At 63.2% G+C, this 17,574-nt stretch carries 15 protein-coding genes; 9 read left to right on the forward strand and 6 right to left on the reverse strand.

Annotated features, from left to right (window positions below):
• Positions 1-39: 39 nt before the first annotated feature.
• From SPITH_RS08740 to purU, 4 genes are read right to left on the reverse strand one after another with little or no spacing between them, the layout of a single operon-like run.
• Positions 40-777 (reverse strand): DUF1295 domain-containing protein, encoded by a 738-nt coding sequence (locus SPITH_RS08740; RefSeq protein ID WP_014625302.1) that lies wholly within the window; start codon positions 775-777, stop codon positions 40-42.
• Positions 770-1,738: an NAD-dependent epimerase/dehydratase family protein gene (locus SPITH_RS08745; RefSeq protein WP_014625303.1), complete on the reverse strand. Its 969-nt coding sequence runs from the start codon at positions 1,736-1,738 to the stop codon at positions 770-772. The genes SPITH_RS08740 and SPITH_RS08745 overlap by 8 nt, the downstream gene beginning before the upstream one ends.
• Before the next feature lie 5 nt (positions 1,739-1,743).
• Positions 1,744-2,277, reverse strand: a complete 534-nt coding sequence (locus tag SPITH_RS12820; RefSeq protein WP_014625304.1) for a CYTH domain-containing protein — start codon at positions 2,275-2,277, stop codon at positions 1,744-1,746.
• Between the two features lie 8 nt (positions 2,278-2,285).
• Entirely contained in the window at positions 2,286-3,149 is an 864-nt protein-coding gene (purU, locus tag SPITH_RS08755) for a formyltetrahydrofolate deformylase (RefSeq protein ID WP_014625305.1), read from the reverse strand.
• A gap of 85 nt (positions 3,150-3,234) precedes the next feature.
• Between purU and SPITH_RS08760 the strand changes: the two genes are divergently transcribed.
• Genes SPITH_RS08760 through SPITH_RS08770 form a run of 3 tightly spaced genes read left to right on the forward strand, consistent with a single transcriptional unit; the run spans position 3,235 to position 4,352 of the window.
• A complete protein-coding gene (locus SPITH_RS08760) occupies positions 3,235-3,612 on the forward strand; it encodes a carbonic anhydrase (RefSeq protein WP_014625306.1) in 378 nt (125 codons plus the stop codon).
• A gap of 1 nt (position 3,613) precedes the next feature.
• Positions 3,614-4,015 carry a fluoride efflux transporter CrcB gene (gene crcB, locus SPITH_RS08765; RefSeq protein WP_014625307.1) on the forward strand — a complete coding sequence of 134 codons (402 nt, stop codon included), beginning with the start codon at positions 3,614-3,616 and terminating at the stop codon, positions 4,013-4,015.
• 10 nt (positions 4,016-4,025) lie between these two features.
• Positions 4,026-4,352: a DUF190 domain-containing protein gene (locus tag SPITH_RS08770; protein ID WP_014625308.1), complete on the forward strand. Its 327-nt coding sequence runs from the start codon at positions 4,026-4,028 to the stop codon at positions 4,350-4,352.
• Positions 4,353-4,477: 125 nt separating this feature from the next.
• Here SPITH_RS08770 and SPITH_RS08775 read toward each other — a convergent pair whose 3' ends face one another.
• Positions 4,478-6,958, reverse strand: a complete 2,481-nt coding sequence (locus SPITH_RS08775; RefSeq protein WP_014625309.1) for a T9SS type B sorting domain-containing protein — start codon at positions 6,956-6,958, stop codon at positions 4,478-4,480.
• 161 nt (positions 6,959-7,119) lie between these two features.
• Between SPITH_RS08775 and SPITH_RS08780 the strand changes: the two genes are divergently transcribed.
• From SPITH_RS08780 to rpe, 5 genes are all read left to right on the forward strand, one after another.
• Positions 7,120-8,664, forward strand: a complete 1,545-nt coding sequence (locus SPITH_RS08780) for a glycosyltransferase family protein (RefSeq protein ID WP_014625310.1) — start codon at positions 7,120-7,122, stop codon at positions 8,662-8,664.
• Positions 8,665-8,836: 172 nt separating this feature from the next.
• Positions 8,837-12,424: a pyruvate:ferredoxin (flavodoxin) oxidoreductase gene (gene nifJ, locus SPITH_RS08785; protein ID WP_014625311.1), complete on the forward strand. Its 3,588-nt coding sequence runs from the start codon at positions 8,837-8,839 to the stop codon at positions 12,422-12,424.
• A gap of 72 nt (positions 12,425-12,496) precedes the next feature.
• On the forward strand, positions 12,497-13,042 hold the full coding sequence (locus tag SPITH_RS08790; protein WP_245523371.1) for a flavin reductase family protein: 546 nt from the start codon (positions 12,497-12,499) through the stop codon (positions 13,040-13,042).
• A 286-nt stretch (positions 13,043-13,328) separates the two neighbouring features.
• Positions 13,329-13,679: a PilZ domain-containing protein gene (locus tag SPITH_RS08795; RefSeq protein WP_014625313.1), complete on the forward strand. Its 351-nt coding sequence runs from the start codon at positions 13,329-13,331 to the stop codon at positions 13,677-13,679.
• A 63-nt stretch (positions 13,680-13,742) separates the two neighbouring features.
• Positions 13,743-14,390, forward strand: a complete 648-nt coding sequence (gene rpe, locus SPITH_RS08800; RefSeq protein WP_014625314.1) for a ribulose-phosphate 3-epimerase — start codon at positions 13,743-13,745, stop codon at positions 14,388-14,390.
• Here the strand turns inward: rpe and rpiA are convergent, their stop codons facing one another.
• Positions 14,391-15,080 (reverse strand): ribose 5-phosphate isomerase A, encoded by a 690-nt coding sequence (gene rpiA / locus SPITH_RS08805; protein ID WP_014625315.1) that lies wholly within the window; start codon positions 15,078-15,080, stop codon positions 14,391-14,393. It lies immediately after the preceding gene.
• Positions 15,081-15,258: 178 nt separating this feature from the next.
• On the opposite strand from rpiA, the gene metE reads away from it, so the two are divergent.
• Positions 15,259-17,526, forward strand: a complete 2,268-nt coding sequence (gene metE / locus SPITH_RS08810; RefSeq protein WP_014625316.1) for a 5-methyltetrahydropteroyltriglutamate--homocysteine S-methyltransferase — start codon at positions 15,259-15,261, stop codon at positions 17,524-17,526.
• Positions 17,527-17,574: the final 48 nt, after the last annotated feature.

The following is a 17,574-nucleotide window of genomic DNA, read 5'->3' on the forward strand; positions in this document are numbered from 1 at the left end:
TTTACGCGTCCATGTATATACTCGAAAATCATCCCCCTGTCAAGGCCCTATCACGGGGATGAGGGCCTTGCGGTCCGCGGGATAGTCCGGGAAGTGCTGCCTGTACCACCTGTGGTGGGAGAGAGCCCGAGGCACGAGGTTGGCACACGTCCAGAGTGCGAAGGAGATCCCCGCGAGCGACCAGGTGGCGAGGGCCCACCCCGTCCACTCGAGGATCTCACCGAAGTAGTTGGGACACGAGACCCACCGGAAGAGCCACCCCTGAGGGATACGGTAGCTCCCCTCCCCTTCCCTTCTGAGGGCCCTGAGCCGTGCATCGGAGACCACGTGCATCACGAACCCCGAGAGGAAGAGGCAGACTCCCAGGAGAAAACGGGGATCCGAGGTCCACGAGGAGGCATAGTCCTTCACGAAGAGAAGCGAGTAGGTGTTGAACCCGCTGTTGGCGAGGTTGAACACGAGGGCCATCCCCACCACGGAGAAAGGAACGTCCTTGCGTGCCCTGATGAGGAAGGGGAAGAGGAGGCTCCGATAGGCATAGTGAAAGACCCAGAGCCCCAGGAAAAAGGCGGCCAGCCCTTCCGGTCTTCCCCACAGAAGCCCGTAGAGCGGGATGAGGAGGGAAGGGAGTTCCATCACCATCCACGCCATCCGGGCATTGAGCGGTGTTCCCCACCCCTGGCGCACGTGTCTGCCGTAGGGAGCCGTCACCTGTGAGAGCAGGATCCACACCGCCACCGCGAGGGCCATCCAGACAAGGACGAGACGCTCATACATAGCCGTACTCCTTGAACCATCGATAGGTATCCTCGAGGGTCTCCTCGAGCGGACGGGCCACGTAGCCCAATCCACGGCGCGCCCTTTCGGACGAGACCGGGGTCCGCCAGGAGAGAGCCCCGATCGCCTCCGCAGTGAAGAGCGGCTCACCGGGCAGGAGAGGCAGGAGGATCCCACCGAGACCCGCTCCGATCCGCGCAAGTCCCGGCGGCACCACCACCCGAGGCGCCCTCACGCCGGCCACCCCGCACCACGCACGGGCGAGCTCCGCCACCTTCACATACCTGCCCGACAACACGTACCGCTCCCCCCTCCACCCCCGCTCCAACGCCGCCACCACCCCCTCCGCTACATCCCGCACGTCCACCCAGTCGAAACCCCCCTCCACCAGCGCCGGCACCCTCCCCCGCGCGAGCGCAATGAAGAACCTTCCCATACGAGAGGGCTTGTAGTCCTTCGGCCCTATGATCCCGGTGGGACAGACCGCCACCACATCCTGACCCCTCGCGGCCGCCTCCGTCGCCACCCGGAGCCCCTCCGCCTTGCTCCTGTCGTACACCGACCCCTCCCCGTCGACCAGGGGCGCCCCCTCGTCCACCATCCCGCCGCACTCCCTGAAGGCGTGGATCGAGCTCACGTGCACCACCCTCCGCACCCCCACCCGAGCCGCCGCATCCAGCACGTTCCGCACCCCCTCCACGTTCACCCGCCACACCATCCCCCCGTGCCCACCTGAAATCGACACATAGGCGGCGCAGTGCACCACCGCATCCACCCCCCCGAAGGCCCGCTCCAGGCTCTCCCTGTCGAGCACATCCGCCTCCACCACCTCGCACCCACACCCCTCCACCGCCCGCCTGTCCCGCCGCACCACCGCCCGCACCCGGTAACCCCGCGCAAGAAGCACATCCACCACGTTCCCACCCAGGTGTCCCCCCGCCCCTGTCACCGCCACGACCATGCTCCTCACCCCTCCACCTCCGAGCGCCCGCACAAGAGCTGGAGATACGTCCTCGCCTCCACCGCATCCAGGAGCCCCCACCGCGCAACCTCACCCCGCACCCGCCCTACCGCCTCCTCCTCGTCCCCCGCACCCACCGCCTCCACCTCCAGGAACCATCCGAGTCTCCCCACCTCACACAGCTCCACCACCACCCCCTCCCCGTGGAACCGCCATCCCCGCTTCACCTTCCGTACCAGGAACGAACACCCCAGGTAATCGAGGAGGGACCTCAAGGCCGCCGCATCCTCCACCCCGAACTCCACCTCCTCGTTCCGCTCCACCCCGACCTCTATCCGCTTCACCTTGAAGGCGCACGTCCACCGATCTCCCTCCCTTCGCAGGCGTACATGACGAGGCCGCACCCCCTCCACAGGAGGACCCGTGTAGTACTCATCCTCCTTCTCGAAGGCCTCGCCCTCACCGTAGGCAGCCTCCAGCCGCCCCCTCAGCAGCACGGGATCCTCCACCCGCGCCTTCATCTCTATTTCTCGCCCCACAAGCCCTCCTAGTCGAAGATCACCGTCCGGTTCCTGAACACCAGGATCCGGTGGTCGATGTGGAGCTTGAGCGCACGCGAGAGCACCAGCTTCTCCACATCCTTCCCCTTCTGCATGAGATCCCGCACCGTATCTCTGTGACTCACCCGCACCACATCCTGCTCGATGATCGGCCCCTCGTCCAGATCCTCGGTCACGTAGTGGCTCGTCGCCCCGATGATCTTCACCCCCCGCTCATAGGCCTGGTGGTACGGCTTCGCCCCTGCAAAGGCGGGGAGGAAGCTGTGGTGTATGTTGATGATGCGGTTCCGGAACTCGCCCACGAACCGGGGAGAGAGGATCTGCATGTACCGGGCGAGCACCACCAGATCCACCCCGTGCTCCTTGAGGAGGGCGATTTCCTTCTCCTCCATCTCCTCCTTGGTCTCCCTGTTCACGGGGAAATAATAGAAGGGAACCCCGAAGTACTCGGCGATCGGCCGCGTGGTCTCGTGGTTGCTCAGGATCATCACGATATCCGCATCGATCTCGCCCTCCTTGTGCCGCAAGAGCACGTCGTAGAGGCAGTGATCCTGCTTCGAGACGAAGATCGCCATCCGGGTCCGCTTATCAGAGAACTCGATCCGCCAGTCCATCCGGTACTTGATGGCGATCGGCTCGAAGGCCTGGGGGATCTTCTCGCGTGGAAGGGCGAAGTCCGAGATGTCCCACTCCACCCTCATGAAAAAGGTATTGGTCTCGGGGTCGTTGTGCTGGTGGGACTGGAGGATGTTCCCCCCGTAGGTGAAGATGAAGTGCGACACCTCTGCGACGATCCCCTTGGTGTCGGGACAGGAAAAGAGGAGTATTGCGCTCGGTGGATGTTGTTTCATGGCCTGATTATAGAAGGCGGAAAGGCACGAAGCAAGCCCCACCTTCTCTCTGGACACCATCCCCTCCATCCCCTAGTATGGGCCCATGAGCCAGTGGATATGTCTTCTCACCTGCATGGACGGCAGGATCCAGCGCCCTGTCCTGGAGTTTCTTCTCCAGAGGCACCCCGGCGCTTTCGTCGACACCATCACCGAACCCGGGATGGACGGCCTTCTCGCCACCCATCGGCTCGAAGAGATACCCGGACTCCTCCGGAAGCTGGAGATCTCGCTCGAGACCCACGGTGCCCGGACCATCTACGTGGCGGGCCACACCGACTGCGCCGGCAACCCGGTGGACGAGGCTGCCCACCTCGCCCACTTTCGTAGGGGCATCCACCTCCTCACGGAGCACTTCCCCGGCATCCCCGTCAGCGGCCTATGGGTGGGACCCACCTGGGAGGTCGCCTCCGTGGAGGCATAGGGTGCATCTTGCCCTCATCATCGCGGTCGCAATAGGCGGGGCAGGGGGCGCGGTCTCCCGCTTCCTCCTCTCCTCCCTCATCTCCTCTCAGGGCGGCGGCACCTTCCCCTGGGGCACCGTAGTCGTGAACCTCACGGGAAGCTTCCTCCTCGCCTTCGTGATGGGCCTTTCCGAGCGGCTCTCGCTCTCTCCCGAGACCCGCTCTCTCATCACCGTGGGGTTCCTGGGCGCCTTCACCACCTTCTCCACACTCACCTACGAGACCCTCACCCTCCTGCGCGAGGGAGACTACCTCCCCGCCCTTCTCTACAGCGGTGGGCAGCTCGTGTGCGGCCTCGTCGCCGCAGCGGCAGGCTTCCTCACCGCCCGCATCGTGTGGTACGCTCTCTCCGGACGGATATGAGGAGGTACCGATGGTGGCCATACGGCTCCGCATCTACACATCCGAAGACGAGAAGATAGGCCACATCCCCCTCTACGAGGCCGTGGCCGAACAGGCCCGCACCCTGGGGCTTGCAGGCCTCACCGTATTCCGGGGGATATTCGGCTTCGGAAGGGAGAGACACATCCACACCGTGAAGGTCCTCTCCCTCTCGGAGAACCTGCCGGTGGTCCTCGAGCTCATCGACACCAAGGAACGCATCGACGCGCTCCTCCCTTTCCTCGACACACATCTCAGAAACGGGATCTACACCCTGGAGGAGGTGGAGCTCTACATACCACACTCTGGGAAGGGCTGAAACACTCTTCCGGATCCCCCGGCCTCGGCACACCATTCCGGCATCCTTGGAGGCGTTTCCATCACACGGTGGGCACGAAAGAGGGGAGGCCCCAGGGCCTCCCCTCGCATACGCGCATCATCCGATCACTCGCCGGACTTCTCCTTCAGGAGGAACTCCACCCTCCGGTTCACCCACCGCTTCTTGAGATCGCTGAAAGGCACGATGGGCCGTGAGCCTCCGTAGCCCACGATGGAGAGCCGCGAGGGATCCACCCCCCTGGAGATGAGGGCCTTTCGCACTGCCTCGGCCCTCGCACGGGAGAGCGGGACGAGGACTTCCTGATGCTCCACCTTCGCCCGCTCCGGATCGAACCAGAGGAGGGAGACCGCGTGTCCCTCGAGCTGCACGGTATACTGCGGGAACTTCTTGAGCATCGCAGCCACCTCGTCGAGCGTACGCAGGTTCTCCTCACGGATCTCCGACGGCACCTTGTCGGTGTAGTCGGCGGTGAAGGGCGCGAAGTGGATGTCGGGCACGCTGATGTAGGCCCCGCCGTCCTTGATCACGACGTACACGTCGGTCACCACCAGGGCCGAGGCCTTCGCCACGTTGCCGCCGAGATCCGTGACCGTGAAGGCCACGGGATAGTCGTGGGCCTGCTCGGCAAGATCACCCGATTCGAAGAAACCGTCCCATACGATCCGGGCCGGCGGCTCCCCGTCCTCCGAAAATGTCTGCTTCCGATCCTTGTTGGCAATCACCAGCTCCCACGACTCGATACCCGACTCGTCCCTCACCTCGGGGATGAAGGCGACCACCTCGTCCCTGCCGTCGCCGTCGGGCGAGAAGGGGACGGGCTCCGTCTTCACGGACACCTCAGGAGGCACGGTATCCACCCACACCGGAAGGGGCGCACTCTCGAGCACGGTGTCCTTCTCACCGTATGTCGCCGAGGCCACGAGCTCGTATCGCCCGTCGGGCACCTCCATGGTGAGGAGCCGCTCCGTGGAGATGGTGAAGGGAATGACGATGCCTTCCACTCCGAGCATCTGCTGATCGACCACATAGCGCTCGCCCTGAGGCGTGGTGATGGTGATGACCAGCCGGTTCACGGGAAGCCCTTCATCTCCGGTCACCGTGATCTCGAGCGAATCCCTCACCCCGTCCCCGTTGGGCGAGAACCCGGGGTGGTCCGCCGCGAGGTCTATCCGAGGCAGGGCATAGCTCACCGCGATCTCGTTTATCTCTGCCATCCCCAGGTTGCCGGCCTCATCCCGCGCATAGACCCGATAGGTATAGAGGCCTTCCGGGACCTTCTTGCCGGTCTCATCCGTACCGTCCCACACGAAATCACCCAGACCGCCTTCCCAGGTGTGCGTGAGCACGAGCTGCCCCTGAGGCGAACGGACCTCCGAGGTCCAGACCACATCCTTGTCGGGCGAGGTCTGCTCCACGACGAACACATCCTGGAACCCGTCGTCGTTGGGAGAGAGCTTCCTGGGCCCGTACTGGAGGAGCGTCACCGGAGGCTGGGTGTCGATCACCACAGGCACCTCGGTCACCGCGACTGTCCCCGAGAGGTACTCGGTCTCGAGACGCAGGGTATACTCGCCGTCGGGCAACACGGTATCGTCGAACCGGCCGTTGAACACGTAGGTGGTGGGAAGCTCGAACGAACTCGCCGAAGCGAGCACCCTGCCATCCGCGTCCCTCACCTCACCACGCACCCCCACCACCTGGCCCGGCGACCTGTCCACCAGGGTGATCACACAGAAATCCTGTACATCGTCCGCATTGGGAGAGATGTGATCGGGCTCGGCCTTCACCACCACCTGCTTGGGCGCGGCATCGACCACCACGGGCCCCGCCTTCGTGGAGAAAGCGTTTCCCGCCCTGTCGGTGGAGGAGAGCACGTAGTAGTACTCCCCGTCGGAGATGATCGTGCCGTCCGAGAGCTTCCCGTCCCAGAAGACGGAAGCGGGCGCACCGTTCTCGAGTACGTAACGGAACACCTCGGTACCATCCTCCCTCTGGACACTCATCACCCACTGCTCCTCGGTGGTACCCGACTGCTCCACCACGATGGTGTCCTTCCTCCCATCTCCGTTCGGAGAAAAGATGGGTTCGGGGATCCGCACCTGTGCGGAGGGAGGAGTATTGTCCACCACGACGGAAATGGAGGAGGTGGAGGTCTGTCCCAAATGGTCGGTCACGGTCAGCGTGCACGTGTACGAGCCCTCCGGCACGGCACGCCCCTCGGTATCGGTCCCGTTCCACTCGACAGAGGAGGGGATCTCCACCGAAGGCCGTTTCTTGAGCCCCAACGAGATGAGGAGATTGCTGAAGAAACCGGGTTTCGGCAGGGGCTCGCTCTGTGCGGTGAAGACCACCTTGCCCGCCTCGTCCTGGATCACGATCCTGTAATCCTGGATCGAGGTATTCGCCGTCACGGAGAGGGGAATGACGATCGCGTCCTGGACCCCGGGAGAAGCCCCGGGGGAGATATACACCGCCTCCTCCTCTCCGAGCGAGACGATCGGAGGTCCTTTCTCCTTCTTACCCCCTGCGAACAGCAGTGCGGGGAGAAGGACGAGCATTGCGACAACGGTCCACCATCGTTTCATCTATGTCCCCCTTCCGACACAGTATACCCCCTCATACCGGGTTTGTACAACTATATTCCGCTACCAGATCACCTCTACCCCATGATACACGACCGACATCCCTCCCCTCCTGCTTCACCTCCCCCTTGCCTGCCGATCCCTCCTCCCGTAGAGTATGGCGCATGAGGATCGGGATCGTGCACTACCACCTCCGCCCCGGGGGGGTCACCTCGGTCATCACCGACGGGGTACGGGGCCTTCTGACCCACTGGGAGGACGTGTCCATCCGCCTCATTACAGGCTCACATGAGGGCACCGACAGGGTGCTCCGATCCATCGGTGCAGCCTCTGACTCGCAGGTGGAGGTGAGGGTGCATCCCCAGGTGGGCTACCACGACCAGGACGATCCTCTTCCCGACACGACCCGCATAGAGGAGATACGACGTATCCTCACCACCGAGGCGGGCGAGTGTGACCTCCTCTGGGTGCACAACTACCACCTGGGCAAGAACCCGGCCTTCACCGAGGCCCTCCTTCGCACCGTCGAGGACCTCCCCTCCCGTCGCTTCCTCCTTCACATCCACGACTTCCCGGAGAGCGGCCGCTACCAGAACCTCGCTGCGCTCCACCTGGTGACCCGCTCCCCCCTCTACCCCACCGGCCCCAACGTCCGCTACGCCCTCATCAACCGGCGCGACCTGCGCATCCTCGGGGAAGCCGGCATCCCGGCCGACCGCCTCTTCCTGCTGGAGAACCCCTACCACCCCCTTCCCCCGCCCGCACTCACCGACCCCCGCCCGGCCCTCCTCGCGCGCCTCGCCCCCCACCTCTCCCCCGCCACCCCCCTCCACCTCTCCCCCATCCGCACCATACGCAGGAAGAACGTCCTGGAAGGGGCCCTCCTCTCCCGCCTCCTCTCGCCCGACGCCCTCTACGCCGTCTCCCTTCCCGGCACCTCGCAGCAGGAGACGGCCTACTCCGAACTCGTGGAACTCTGTTACCGCGAAGGCCTCATCCGGGGTCTCTTCCCCCTCGGCCCCCTTGCCGAGCAGGCAGGCCTCCCCTTTCCGACCACCCTCCACGCCGCCGACCTCCTCGTGAGCTCCTCGGTCCAGGAAGGCTTCGGATACCTCTTCATCCAGGCCCTCGACGTGGGCAAACCCCTCCTCGCCCGCAGACTCGACATCCTGGAAGGCTTCGAAGAGATCTTCACCGACTACCCCGCGCTCCTCTACTCCGACGTCCGCATCCCCGCATCCCTCGTGGACACACACCTCATCCCCATTCACGAACTCACCGGCGCCTACCGTCGCAAGCTCCGCACCATCACCCCCCTCCTCTCCCCCTCGCTGGGAGAGTCCCTCGACGCGCAGCTCAGGGAGGAGTTCGATTCCTCTGCCATCGACTTCTCCTACCTCCCCGTACCCGCCCAGAAGGCCCTCCTCCACCTCATCACCGAGGCACCCCAGGCCCTGGAATCGATCCGTGCCGCCAACGCCACCCTCCTCGAACGAGCCGCCGTGAGCCTCGCCCGCCCCCTCCCCCCCGACACCCGGGACCGTCTCGCCCGATTCTCACTCGAAGCCCACCTCGCGGCCCTCGCCCGGATACTCGAGAGCTACACCCTTCCCGCAGCCCCCGCTCCTCCCCATCCGGAGGCCATCCCCGATCACGTGCTCCACGCCTTTGCACGCAAGGAATACCTCAGGCTCCTCTACGATTTCTGAGCCCATCCGTCCCCGGGAACCTCCCTGCCGCAGGCTTCCCCTCACAAAAAAGAGATAAAATTTTCCTCAATGGCACTCCCTCCTCCCCGCTTTTTCCTTCCTTGCACTTGCAATCCCCCCTGAATAAGGCTATAGTGGAGGTAATCCAATCCCATACAAAAGAGGTTGAATCATGGCCGATACGAAGCGCATGATCACCATTGATGGGAACACCGCAGCGGCATACGTTGCGCACGCCACCAATGAGGTGATCGCTATCTATCCCATCACACCCTCTTCCCCCATGGGCGAGCTCTCCGACGCCTACTCCGCCGCGGGGAAGAAGAACATCTGGGGGACGGTCCCCACCGTGGTGGAGATGCAGTCCGAGGCCGGAGCCGCGGGTGCGGTCCACGGCGCCCTCACCACCGGGGCCCTCACCACCACCTTCACCGCCTCCCAGGGCCTGCTCCTCATGATCCCCAACATGTTCAAGATCGCGGGCGAGCTCACCCCCACGGTCTTCCACATCGCCGCTCGGGCGGTCGCCTGTCAGGCCCTCTCCATCTTCGGAGACCACTCCGACGTGATGGCGGCCAGGTCTACCGGCTTCGCCATGCTCGCCTCCAACAACGTGCAGGAGGTGATGGACTTCGCCCTCATCGCCCAGGCCGCCAGTCTCGAGTCGCGCATCCCCTTCCTGCACTTCTTCGACGGATTCCGCGTCTCCCACGAGATCCAGAAGGTCGAGGAGATCCCCTACGACGTGATGAAGGAGATGCTCCCCCAGGAACTCATCGCCGCGCACCGGGCGAGGGCCCTCGATCCCGAACACCCCACCCTCAAGGGCACCAGTCAGAACCCTGACGTCTTCTTCGCGGCCCGGGAGACGGTGAACAAGTACTACCAGGCCACGCCCGCCGTGGTCCAGAAGGCGATGGATACGTTCGCACGGCTCACCGGCAGGCAGTACCACCTCTTCGACTACGTGGGAGCACCCGACGCCGAGCGGGTGGTCGTGCTCATGGGCTCCGGCGCCGATACCATGGAGGAGACGGTCGAGTACCTGGTCGCACGCGGAGAGAAGGTGGGAGTCCTCAAGGTACGCCTCTTCAGGCCCTTCGACGCCCAGGCCTTCGTCGACGCCCTGCCCGCCACGGTGAAGGCCATCGCCGTGCTCGACCGCACCAAGGAGCCCGGTTCCATCGGCGAACCCCTCTACGAGGACGTGCGCACCGCCATCGGCGAGGTGATGGGATCGGGGAACGCCAAGTTCTCTACCTACCCCGTGGTGGTCGGCGGACGCTACGGCCTCGGCTCCAAGGAGTTCACCCCCGCCATGTGCAAGGCCGTCCTCGACAACCTCAAGGAGAAGCAGCCCAAGAACCACTTCACCGTGGGGATCAAGGACGACGTCACCTTCACGAGCCTCGACTGGGACCCGTCCTTCTCCACCGAGGACGACGAGACCTTCCGTGCGATCTTCTACGGCCTCGGGTCGGACGGTACCGTGGGAGCCAACAAGAACAGCATCAAGATCATCGGTGAGAGCACCGACAACTACGCCCAGGGCTACTTTGTATACGACTCCAAGAAGGCCGGAACCGTGACGGTCTCACACCTCAGGTTCGGGAAAAAACCCATCAAGGGCGCCTACCTCATCTCCGACGCCCACTTCCTCGCCTGCCACAAGTTCAGCTTCCTCGAGAAGTACGACATGCTCGGCAAGCTCAGGAAGGGCGGCACCTTCCTCCTCGCATCCCCCTACGACAAGGACGAGGTGTGGGATCACCTGCCGGCCGAGGTGCAGAAGCAGATCATCGACAAGGAAGCGAAGTTCTACGTCATCAATGCCCACAAGATCGCGGAAGAGGTGGGCATGCCCGGCAGGATCAACGTGATCATGCAGACCGCCTTCTTCAAGATCGCCGGCATCCTCCCCGAGCAGCAGGCCATCCAGCTCATCAAGGAGTCCATCGTCAAGACCTATGGCAAGAAAGGGAAAGATGTCGTCGACAAGAACCTCAAGGCCGTGGACCGGGCTCTCGAGGCCCTCGAGCAGGTGGACTATCCGAAGCAGGTGACGAGCACCATCCACATGAAGCCACCGGTGCCGGAGGATGCTCCCCCGTTCGTGAAAGAGGTGCTCGGCGAGATCATCGCAGGGCGGGGCGACGACCTGCCGGTGTCAAAGCTCCCGGACGACGGCACCTATCCCACCGGCACCACCAAGTACGAGAAGCGCAACATCGCCGAGAAGGTGCCCGTATGGGATCCGGACGTGTGTATCCAGTGCGGCGACTGTTCGGCGGTCTGCCCCCATGCGGTCATCAGGCTCAAGGTCTACGAGGAGAAACACCTCGAAGGGGCGCCGGCCGGCTTCAAGTTCACCGATGCAAAAGGAAAGGACTTCGCCGGTCTCAAGTTCACCATCCAGATCTCTCCCGAAGACTGCACCGGGTGCGGCGCATGTGTGAACATCTGCCCGGCCTACAAGAAAGACGAGCAGGGCAACAAGACCGACCGCAAGGCCATCAACATGGAGGACTACACCGAGGAGATCCGGGAGAAGGAGATGAAGAACTGGGAGTTCTTCCTCACCCTTCCCTATCCCGACAGGACCAACCTCAACGTGGCCACCACCAAGGGATCCCAGCTCCTCGAGCCCCTCTTCGAGTTCTCGGGCGCATGCGCCGGATGTGGTGAGACCCCCTACGTGAAGCTCCTCACCCAGCTCTTCGGGGACAGGACCGTGATCGCGAACGCCACGGGGTGTTCCTCCATCTACGGCGGGAACCTCCCCACCACACCCTACACCACCCGTGCGGACGGGCGGGGGCCGGCATGGTCGAACTCCCTGTTCGAAGATGCGGCCGAGTTCGGCTACGGGATGCGCCTCACCGCGGAGAAGCTCATGGAATACGGCAAGGAGCTCATCGCCCGCATGCTCGCGGACAAGGCCGACGTCTCCCCTGAACTCCTCGACCGCCTCCTCCAGAACCCGCAGCGCTCGTATGAAGAGGTGGAGCGCCAGCGTGCCGACGTGGCCGCTCTCAAACAGGCCCTCAAGAAGAGCACCCACCCTGTGGCGAAGGATCTCCTCGCAGTGGCCGACTACCTCGTGAGGAAGTCGGTGTGGATCCTCGGCGGCGACGGATGGGCCTACGACATCGGCTACGGCGGGCTCGATCACGTCCTCGCCTCGGGGCGCGACGTGAACGTCCTCGTGCTCGACACCGAGGTGTACTCCAACACCGGCGGTCAGATGTCCAAGGCCACCCCGCTCGGCGCCATCGCCAAGTTCGCCGCGGGCGGCAAGCCCATCCGCAAGAAGGACCTCGGCCTCATGGCCATGAGCTACGGCTACGTCTACGTGGCCCGGGTCGCCATGGGCTACAACCGCATCCAGACCATCAAGGCCTTCCTGGAGGCCGAGGCGTATCCCGGTCCCTCCATCATCATCGCCTACAGCCACTGTGTGGCCCACGGCATCGACATGGCCAAGGGTATGGATCAGCAGAAGGCCGCGGTCCAGAGCGGCATGTGGCCCCTCTACCGCTACAACCCGCTCCTCTCCGAAGAGGGCAAGAACCCGCTCGTCCTCGACTCCAGGGAACCCAACCTCCCTGTCGAGGAGTATCTCTACAAGGAGATCCGGTTCCGTGCCCTCAAGGAGATGAACCCGGAAAAGGCGAGCGCCTTCCTCGAAGAGGCGAAGAAGAACGTACAGCAGCAGTACCGCTTCTACAAACACCTGGCGGACATGCCGGTGGAAGGCTGACGCCTCCAAGGCGACTCATGAGCCCACCCCCGGGGGGTGGGCTTTTTCATGATTTCTGCTACACTGTGGGAAATGCATGTCACACAAGGGAGGCGAGAGATGGACTTCGTACCGGTCTCACTCGAACACCTTTCGTTCAACCCCTTCACCAGTACGGCCGAACGATGGTTCCTCCTCACGGCAGGCAGCCGGGACACATGGAACACCATGACGTGCAGCTGGGGAACCTTCGGCACGCTCTGGCACAAATCCGTCTGCATGGTCTTCGTCCGACCCACGAGATACACACATCGCCTCATGGAAGAGAGCGAGACCTTCACCCTCTCCTTCCTCCCCGAGGAGCACAGACCCATCCTCCAGTTCTGCGGGAGCCACTCCGGACGGGACGTGGACAAGGCAGCGGCCACCGGTCTCGTACCGGTCGAGCTCTCCGCCGGCATCGGATTCGCCCAGGCCGATCTCGTCATCGAATGCAGGAAGATCGCCCGCTGGCCCATGCTCCCCGAGGGATTCCTCGACGCCGAGGCCATCGAGGTGTTCTACCCCAAGAAGGACTACCATACCATCTACGTGGGAGAGATCCTGGAGATCTGGGAAAAGCGCCAGGAGGAGGCCTGAGCCTCTCAAAAAGAGAAGGCCACCTCTCTGGAAGGCGGCCTTCTGTACCCGGAACACACGCCATGCGGAGCAACGCTCCGCATGTTTTTTATGCAATATACGTGCCAAACTTCAAAACATTGTGCTGCAATGACTTGAATTCCACCCCTCTCTCACGATATGGCTATATGGGTCGTAATGACACATTCCGGGCGACCCCGCCATGTCATTTTTACCCGCACTATTTCCGCCCTTCCTCTGGTTTTTTCACCGGGGAGCGATTATATTTTAGGAGGTGGAGGTCACGATGGAAGAACGGAGAAAAACCCCGCGTGTACGCATCACCAAAGAGATCACAGTCTCTCCGCTCGAGAGGGAGGTATTCCTCGAGGTGAAGGCCCTCGACCTGGGTGAAGGCGGCATGCGTCTCTTGAGTCCGGAGGAGTTCCCCGTCGGAACCACCCTGTTCTTCACCATGGAGGTGGAAACCGACGACGGGATCGTGGATATTCAGGGAGAAGGGAACGTCATACACGTGAAGCAGGCCCCTGCCGAAGGATACGAGATAGGCCTCACCTTCTCCTACCTGCCCGATCTGGAGAGGGAGAAGCTTCAGGAGCTCATGCTCCTCCAGCGATACAGCGCACCCTCCCCATAACCCTTTACACATCCTGCGAAATCTGGCATAGGTTGACCGACCCCTGCGAGAGGAGTGCTCACGGTGTACAAACTGTCGGCTTCGATACTCAACGCCAACTTCGCCCGACTGGGAGACGAGATACGCGAGGTGGAGGACCTCATAGACGAGCTCCACCTCGACGTGATGGACGGACACTATGTCGACAACATCTCCTTCGGTCTTCCCGTCATAGGGACGCTGAGGAAGGAGTTCTCCTCCCTCGTCTTCGATACCCACCTCATGATCAGCCATCCCGAACGATACTGGGAGGAATTCATAGAGGCGGGGAGCGACATCCTCGTGTTCCACTTGGAGGCCACCCCGAAGGCCTTCCTCATCCTCCAGCGCATCAAGGAGAAGGGAAGACTGGCCGGCATTTCTCTCAACCCCGCCACCGATGTACGCCTCCTGGAGCCTGTGAAGGACCTCCTCGACAGGGTGCTCATCATGACCGTGGAACCCGGGTTCGGAGGCCAGCGGTTCCTTACTCCCATGCTCAGAAAGATCGAACAGGCCCGGGAGATCCTCGGTGACAGGGTCGACATAGAGGTGGACGGGGGTATCAACCCGACGACCATCGTCGAGGCCAGATCCGCGGGAGCCACCACCTTCGTGGTGGGATCGTCGATCTTCCAGTCCGAGGACAAGCGGGGAGAGATCCTCCGTCTCCGCGAGGCCCTCGCCACCTGATCATTCCCCGAGGGTACGAACCTCTCCGGAAGGGAGCCCCACACAGACGGTGGGCCTGATTCGCGTGAAGAATCCGGTCTCGTACACCCCGGGGATGAGCCCGAGTCGTATCTCCATCTCCTCGGGATCCACGGGGGAAGGGAATCGGACGTCCACCAGGAGGTTGCCGTTGTCGGTCACGACCGGCCCCTGTTTCCCTGATCCGTGTCGGATCGTCCACTCCGCGCCCAGCGCCTCGAGGGCCTTGAGCACACAGGCCCTCGCTTCGGGGACCACCTCCACAGGAATGGGAAACCCCGTACCGATGTGGGGTACGAGCTTGCACTCCTCCACCACCACCACGAACCTCCGGGCATTGTAGGCCACCAGCTTCTCCCTGAAGAGGGCGCCGCCGCCTCCCTTCACCAGGTGGAGGGCGGGATCCACCTCGTCGGCCCCGTCGATGGCGAGGTCCACCTCCCCCCCTATCTCGGGGTCGTTGAGGGACCTCACCGGGATACCGAGCCGGTGCGCCTCCATCTCGCTCGCGAAGCTCGTCGCAACCCCCACGATGCCCGAGAGACGCCCCTCTCTCATGTGCTCCCCTATCCTCCGTATCGCCCACACCGCGGTCGAGCCCGTACCCAGCCCTACTCTCATGCCATCCTTCACATGGGTGTCCACCGCGTGGAATGCCACACGACGCTTCATCTCTTCTCTATCCACGACCTTCCCCCGAGTGAAATCTCAGAAGGCAGTATACGGGAATCTTCCCACCCCATCCAGTCCCGATACCTCCAGAGAGAAACGCCTCGATTGACAACTTCATGGGCTTCTTATAGTCTGACCCGGACAAAGAGTAAAGAGGCTCACGAGGAAAGGAGACGCCATGGAGACACACGTCATCGGATTTCCCCGCATAGGTGCCCGCAGGGAACTCAAGAAAGCAGTGGAGGCATACTGGAAAGGCGCTGCAGACCGGTCTTCGCTCGAAGACACGGGGAAGCGGCTCATGGAATATGCATGGAAGACCCAGAAGGAGGCGGGACTCTCACTGGTGACAGTGGGTGACTTCTCCTACTACGACCATATCCTCGACATGGCCCTCGCGCTCTCCCTCATCCCCTCGCGATTCAGGAAAGAGGACTACCCCCACGACCTCGACCTCTCCTTCGCCCTCGCGCGGGGCGACAGGGAGCGCAACATCCCGGCCCTCGACATGACCAAGTGGTTCGATACCAACTACCACTACATCGTACCTGAACTGGAAGACTCCTCGTCGATCCGACTCGCGGAACACACCCGGATCGAGGAACAGGTGCATCTCGCCCGGAGTCTCGGCTACCGGGTGAAGGCCACCCTCCCCGGCCCCCTCACCTTCCTCTCCCTCGCCCGCGAGACCGGGGAGCGCCCCAGATGGTCCTTCGCCGACGAGGTGGGTAAGGCCTATGCGACGCTGCTCTCCCGTCTCGCCCCGCACTGCGAGTGGATACAGATGGAGGAGCCGATCCTCGCCACCGACCTCTCCTCCCCCCAGAAGCAGGCATGGGCCTCGATCTACGCCCAGCTCTCCGACCACACGGAGAGGATCCTGGTGGCCTGCTACTTCGGGCCAGTGGGAGAGAACATCGAGCTCCTCCTCTCCTCCGGCGTACGGGGCATCCACCTCGACCTCACACGCGAGGGGGTCGAGGTCCTCTCCCGGATTCCCGAAGACAGGGTCGTCTCCCTCGGGGTGATAGACGGACGGAACGTCTGGCGTACCGACCTGGAGGCGGCGGCCCGGATAGTCGAACCGGAGGTGGCCCGAAGAGGAGAGGACAAGACGATGCTCTCCTCTTCCTGCTCGCTCCTCCATGTGCCCATCGACCTCGAGCTCGAGACAACACTCCCCGACTACATCAAGGAATGGCTCGCCTTCGCCGTGCAAAAGTGCAGGGAACTGAGTCTCCTCGCTCGTCACCTCACGAACGGAGAGACAGGTCCGGAATGGGAGAGCGCACGAAAGGCAGCCGAGGCGAGGAGACGGCATCCCGAGGTCATGATCCCCCGCGTGAGGGAACGCGTGGCATCCGTCACAGGTGCACAGCTCGCCCGCTCCCTTCCCTTTGCCGATCGCAAGGCCCTCCAGCAGGAGAAGCTGGGCCTTCCACTCTTTCCCACCACCACCATCGGCTCCTTCCCCCAGACCCCCGAGATCCGCAAGGTGAGAGCCCGGTTCAAGAGGGGGGAGATCTCGCGGGAGGAGTACGAGACCTATATGGAGGGCGAGATAGAGAGGGTCATCCGGGAACAGGAGGCCCTCGGCCTGGACGTCCTGGTGCACGGAGAGCCGGAACGGAACGATATGGTGGAGTACTTCGCAGAACTCCTGCCGGGCTACTGCACCACGACCAATGGGTGGGTGCAGAGCTATGGGACTCGATGCGTGAAGCCCCCCATCATCTACGGCGACGTCCACCGCTCCGAGCCCATGACCATTCGGTGGATCACCTACGCCCAGTCGCTCACCTCCCGGCCGGTGAAAGGCATGCTCACGGGGCCGGTCACCATGCTCAAGTGGAGTTTCGTCCGGGACGACATCCCCGCCCGGGACGTCGCGTTCCAGATCGCCCTCGCACTCAGGGACGAGGTGGCGGACCTCGAAGCTCAGGGCATCACCGTCATCCAGATAGACGAGCCCGCCATCAGGGAGGGGCTCCCCCTGAGGAGGACGCAGTGGGAGGAGTATCTCACCTGGGCCACCGACGCCTTCCGCCTCGCGAGCTCGGGGGCGGCCCCCGGCACACAGATCCACACCCACATGTGTTACAGCGATTTCGAGGACATCATCGAGTGGATCGCCCGGCTCGACGCCGACGTCATCAGCATAGAGGCCTCGCGGAGCGACATGCAGCTCCTCGAGGCGTTCCACCGCTTCGAATACCCCAACGACATCGGACCGGGTGTATACGACGTGCACAGTCCCAGGATCCCCGGCATCGAGGAGATGTACCGCCTCCTCAAGAAGGCCCTCGAGGTGATCGCCCCCGGGCAGCTCTGGGTGAACCCGGATTGCGGACTCAAGACCCGTGCCTGGGAGGAGGTGCGTCCCTCCCTCACCAACATGGTGGAAGCCGCTCGGAGACTCAGGAAGGAGTACGACGGGGGGAAATGAAAAACTTTCCTTGACAAATAACCCAAGCCCTTATATGGTAAAAGCATA

This window comes from Spirochaeta thermophila DSM 6578 (assembly GCF_000184345.1).
Taxonomy (GTDB): domain Bacteria; phylum Spirochaetota; class Spirochaetia; order Winmispirales; family Winmispiraceae; genus Winmispira; species Winmispira thermophila.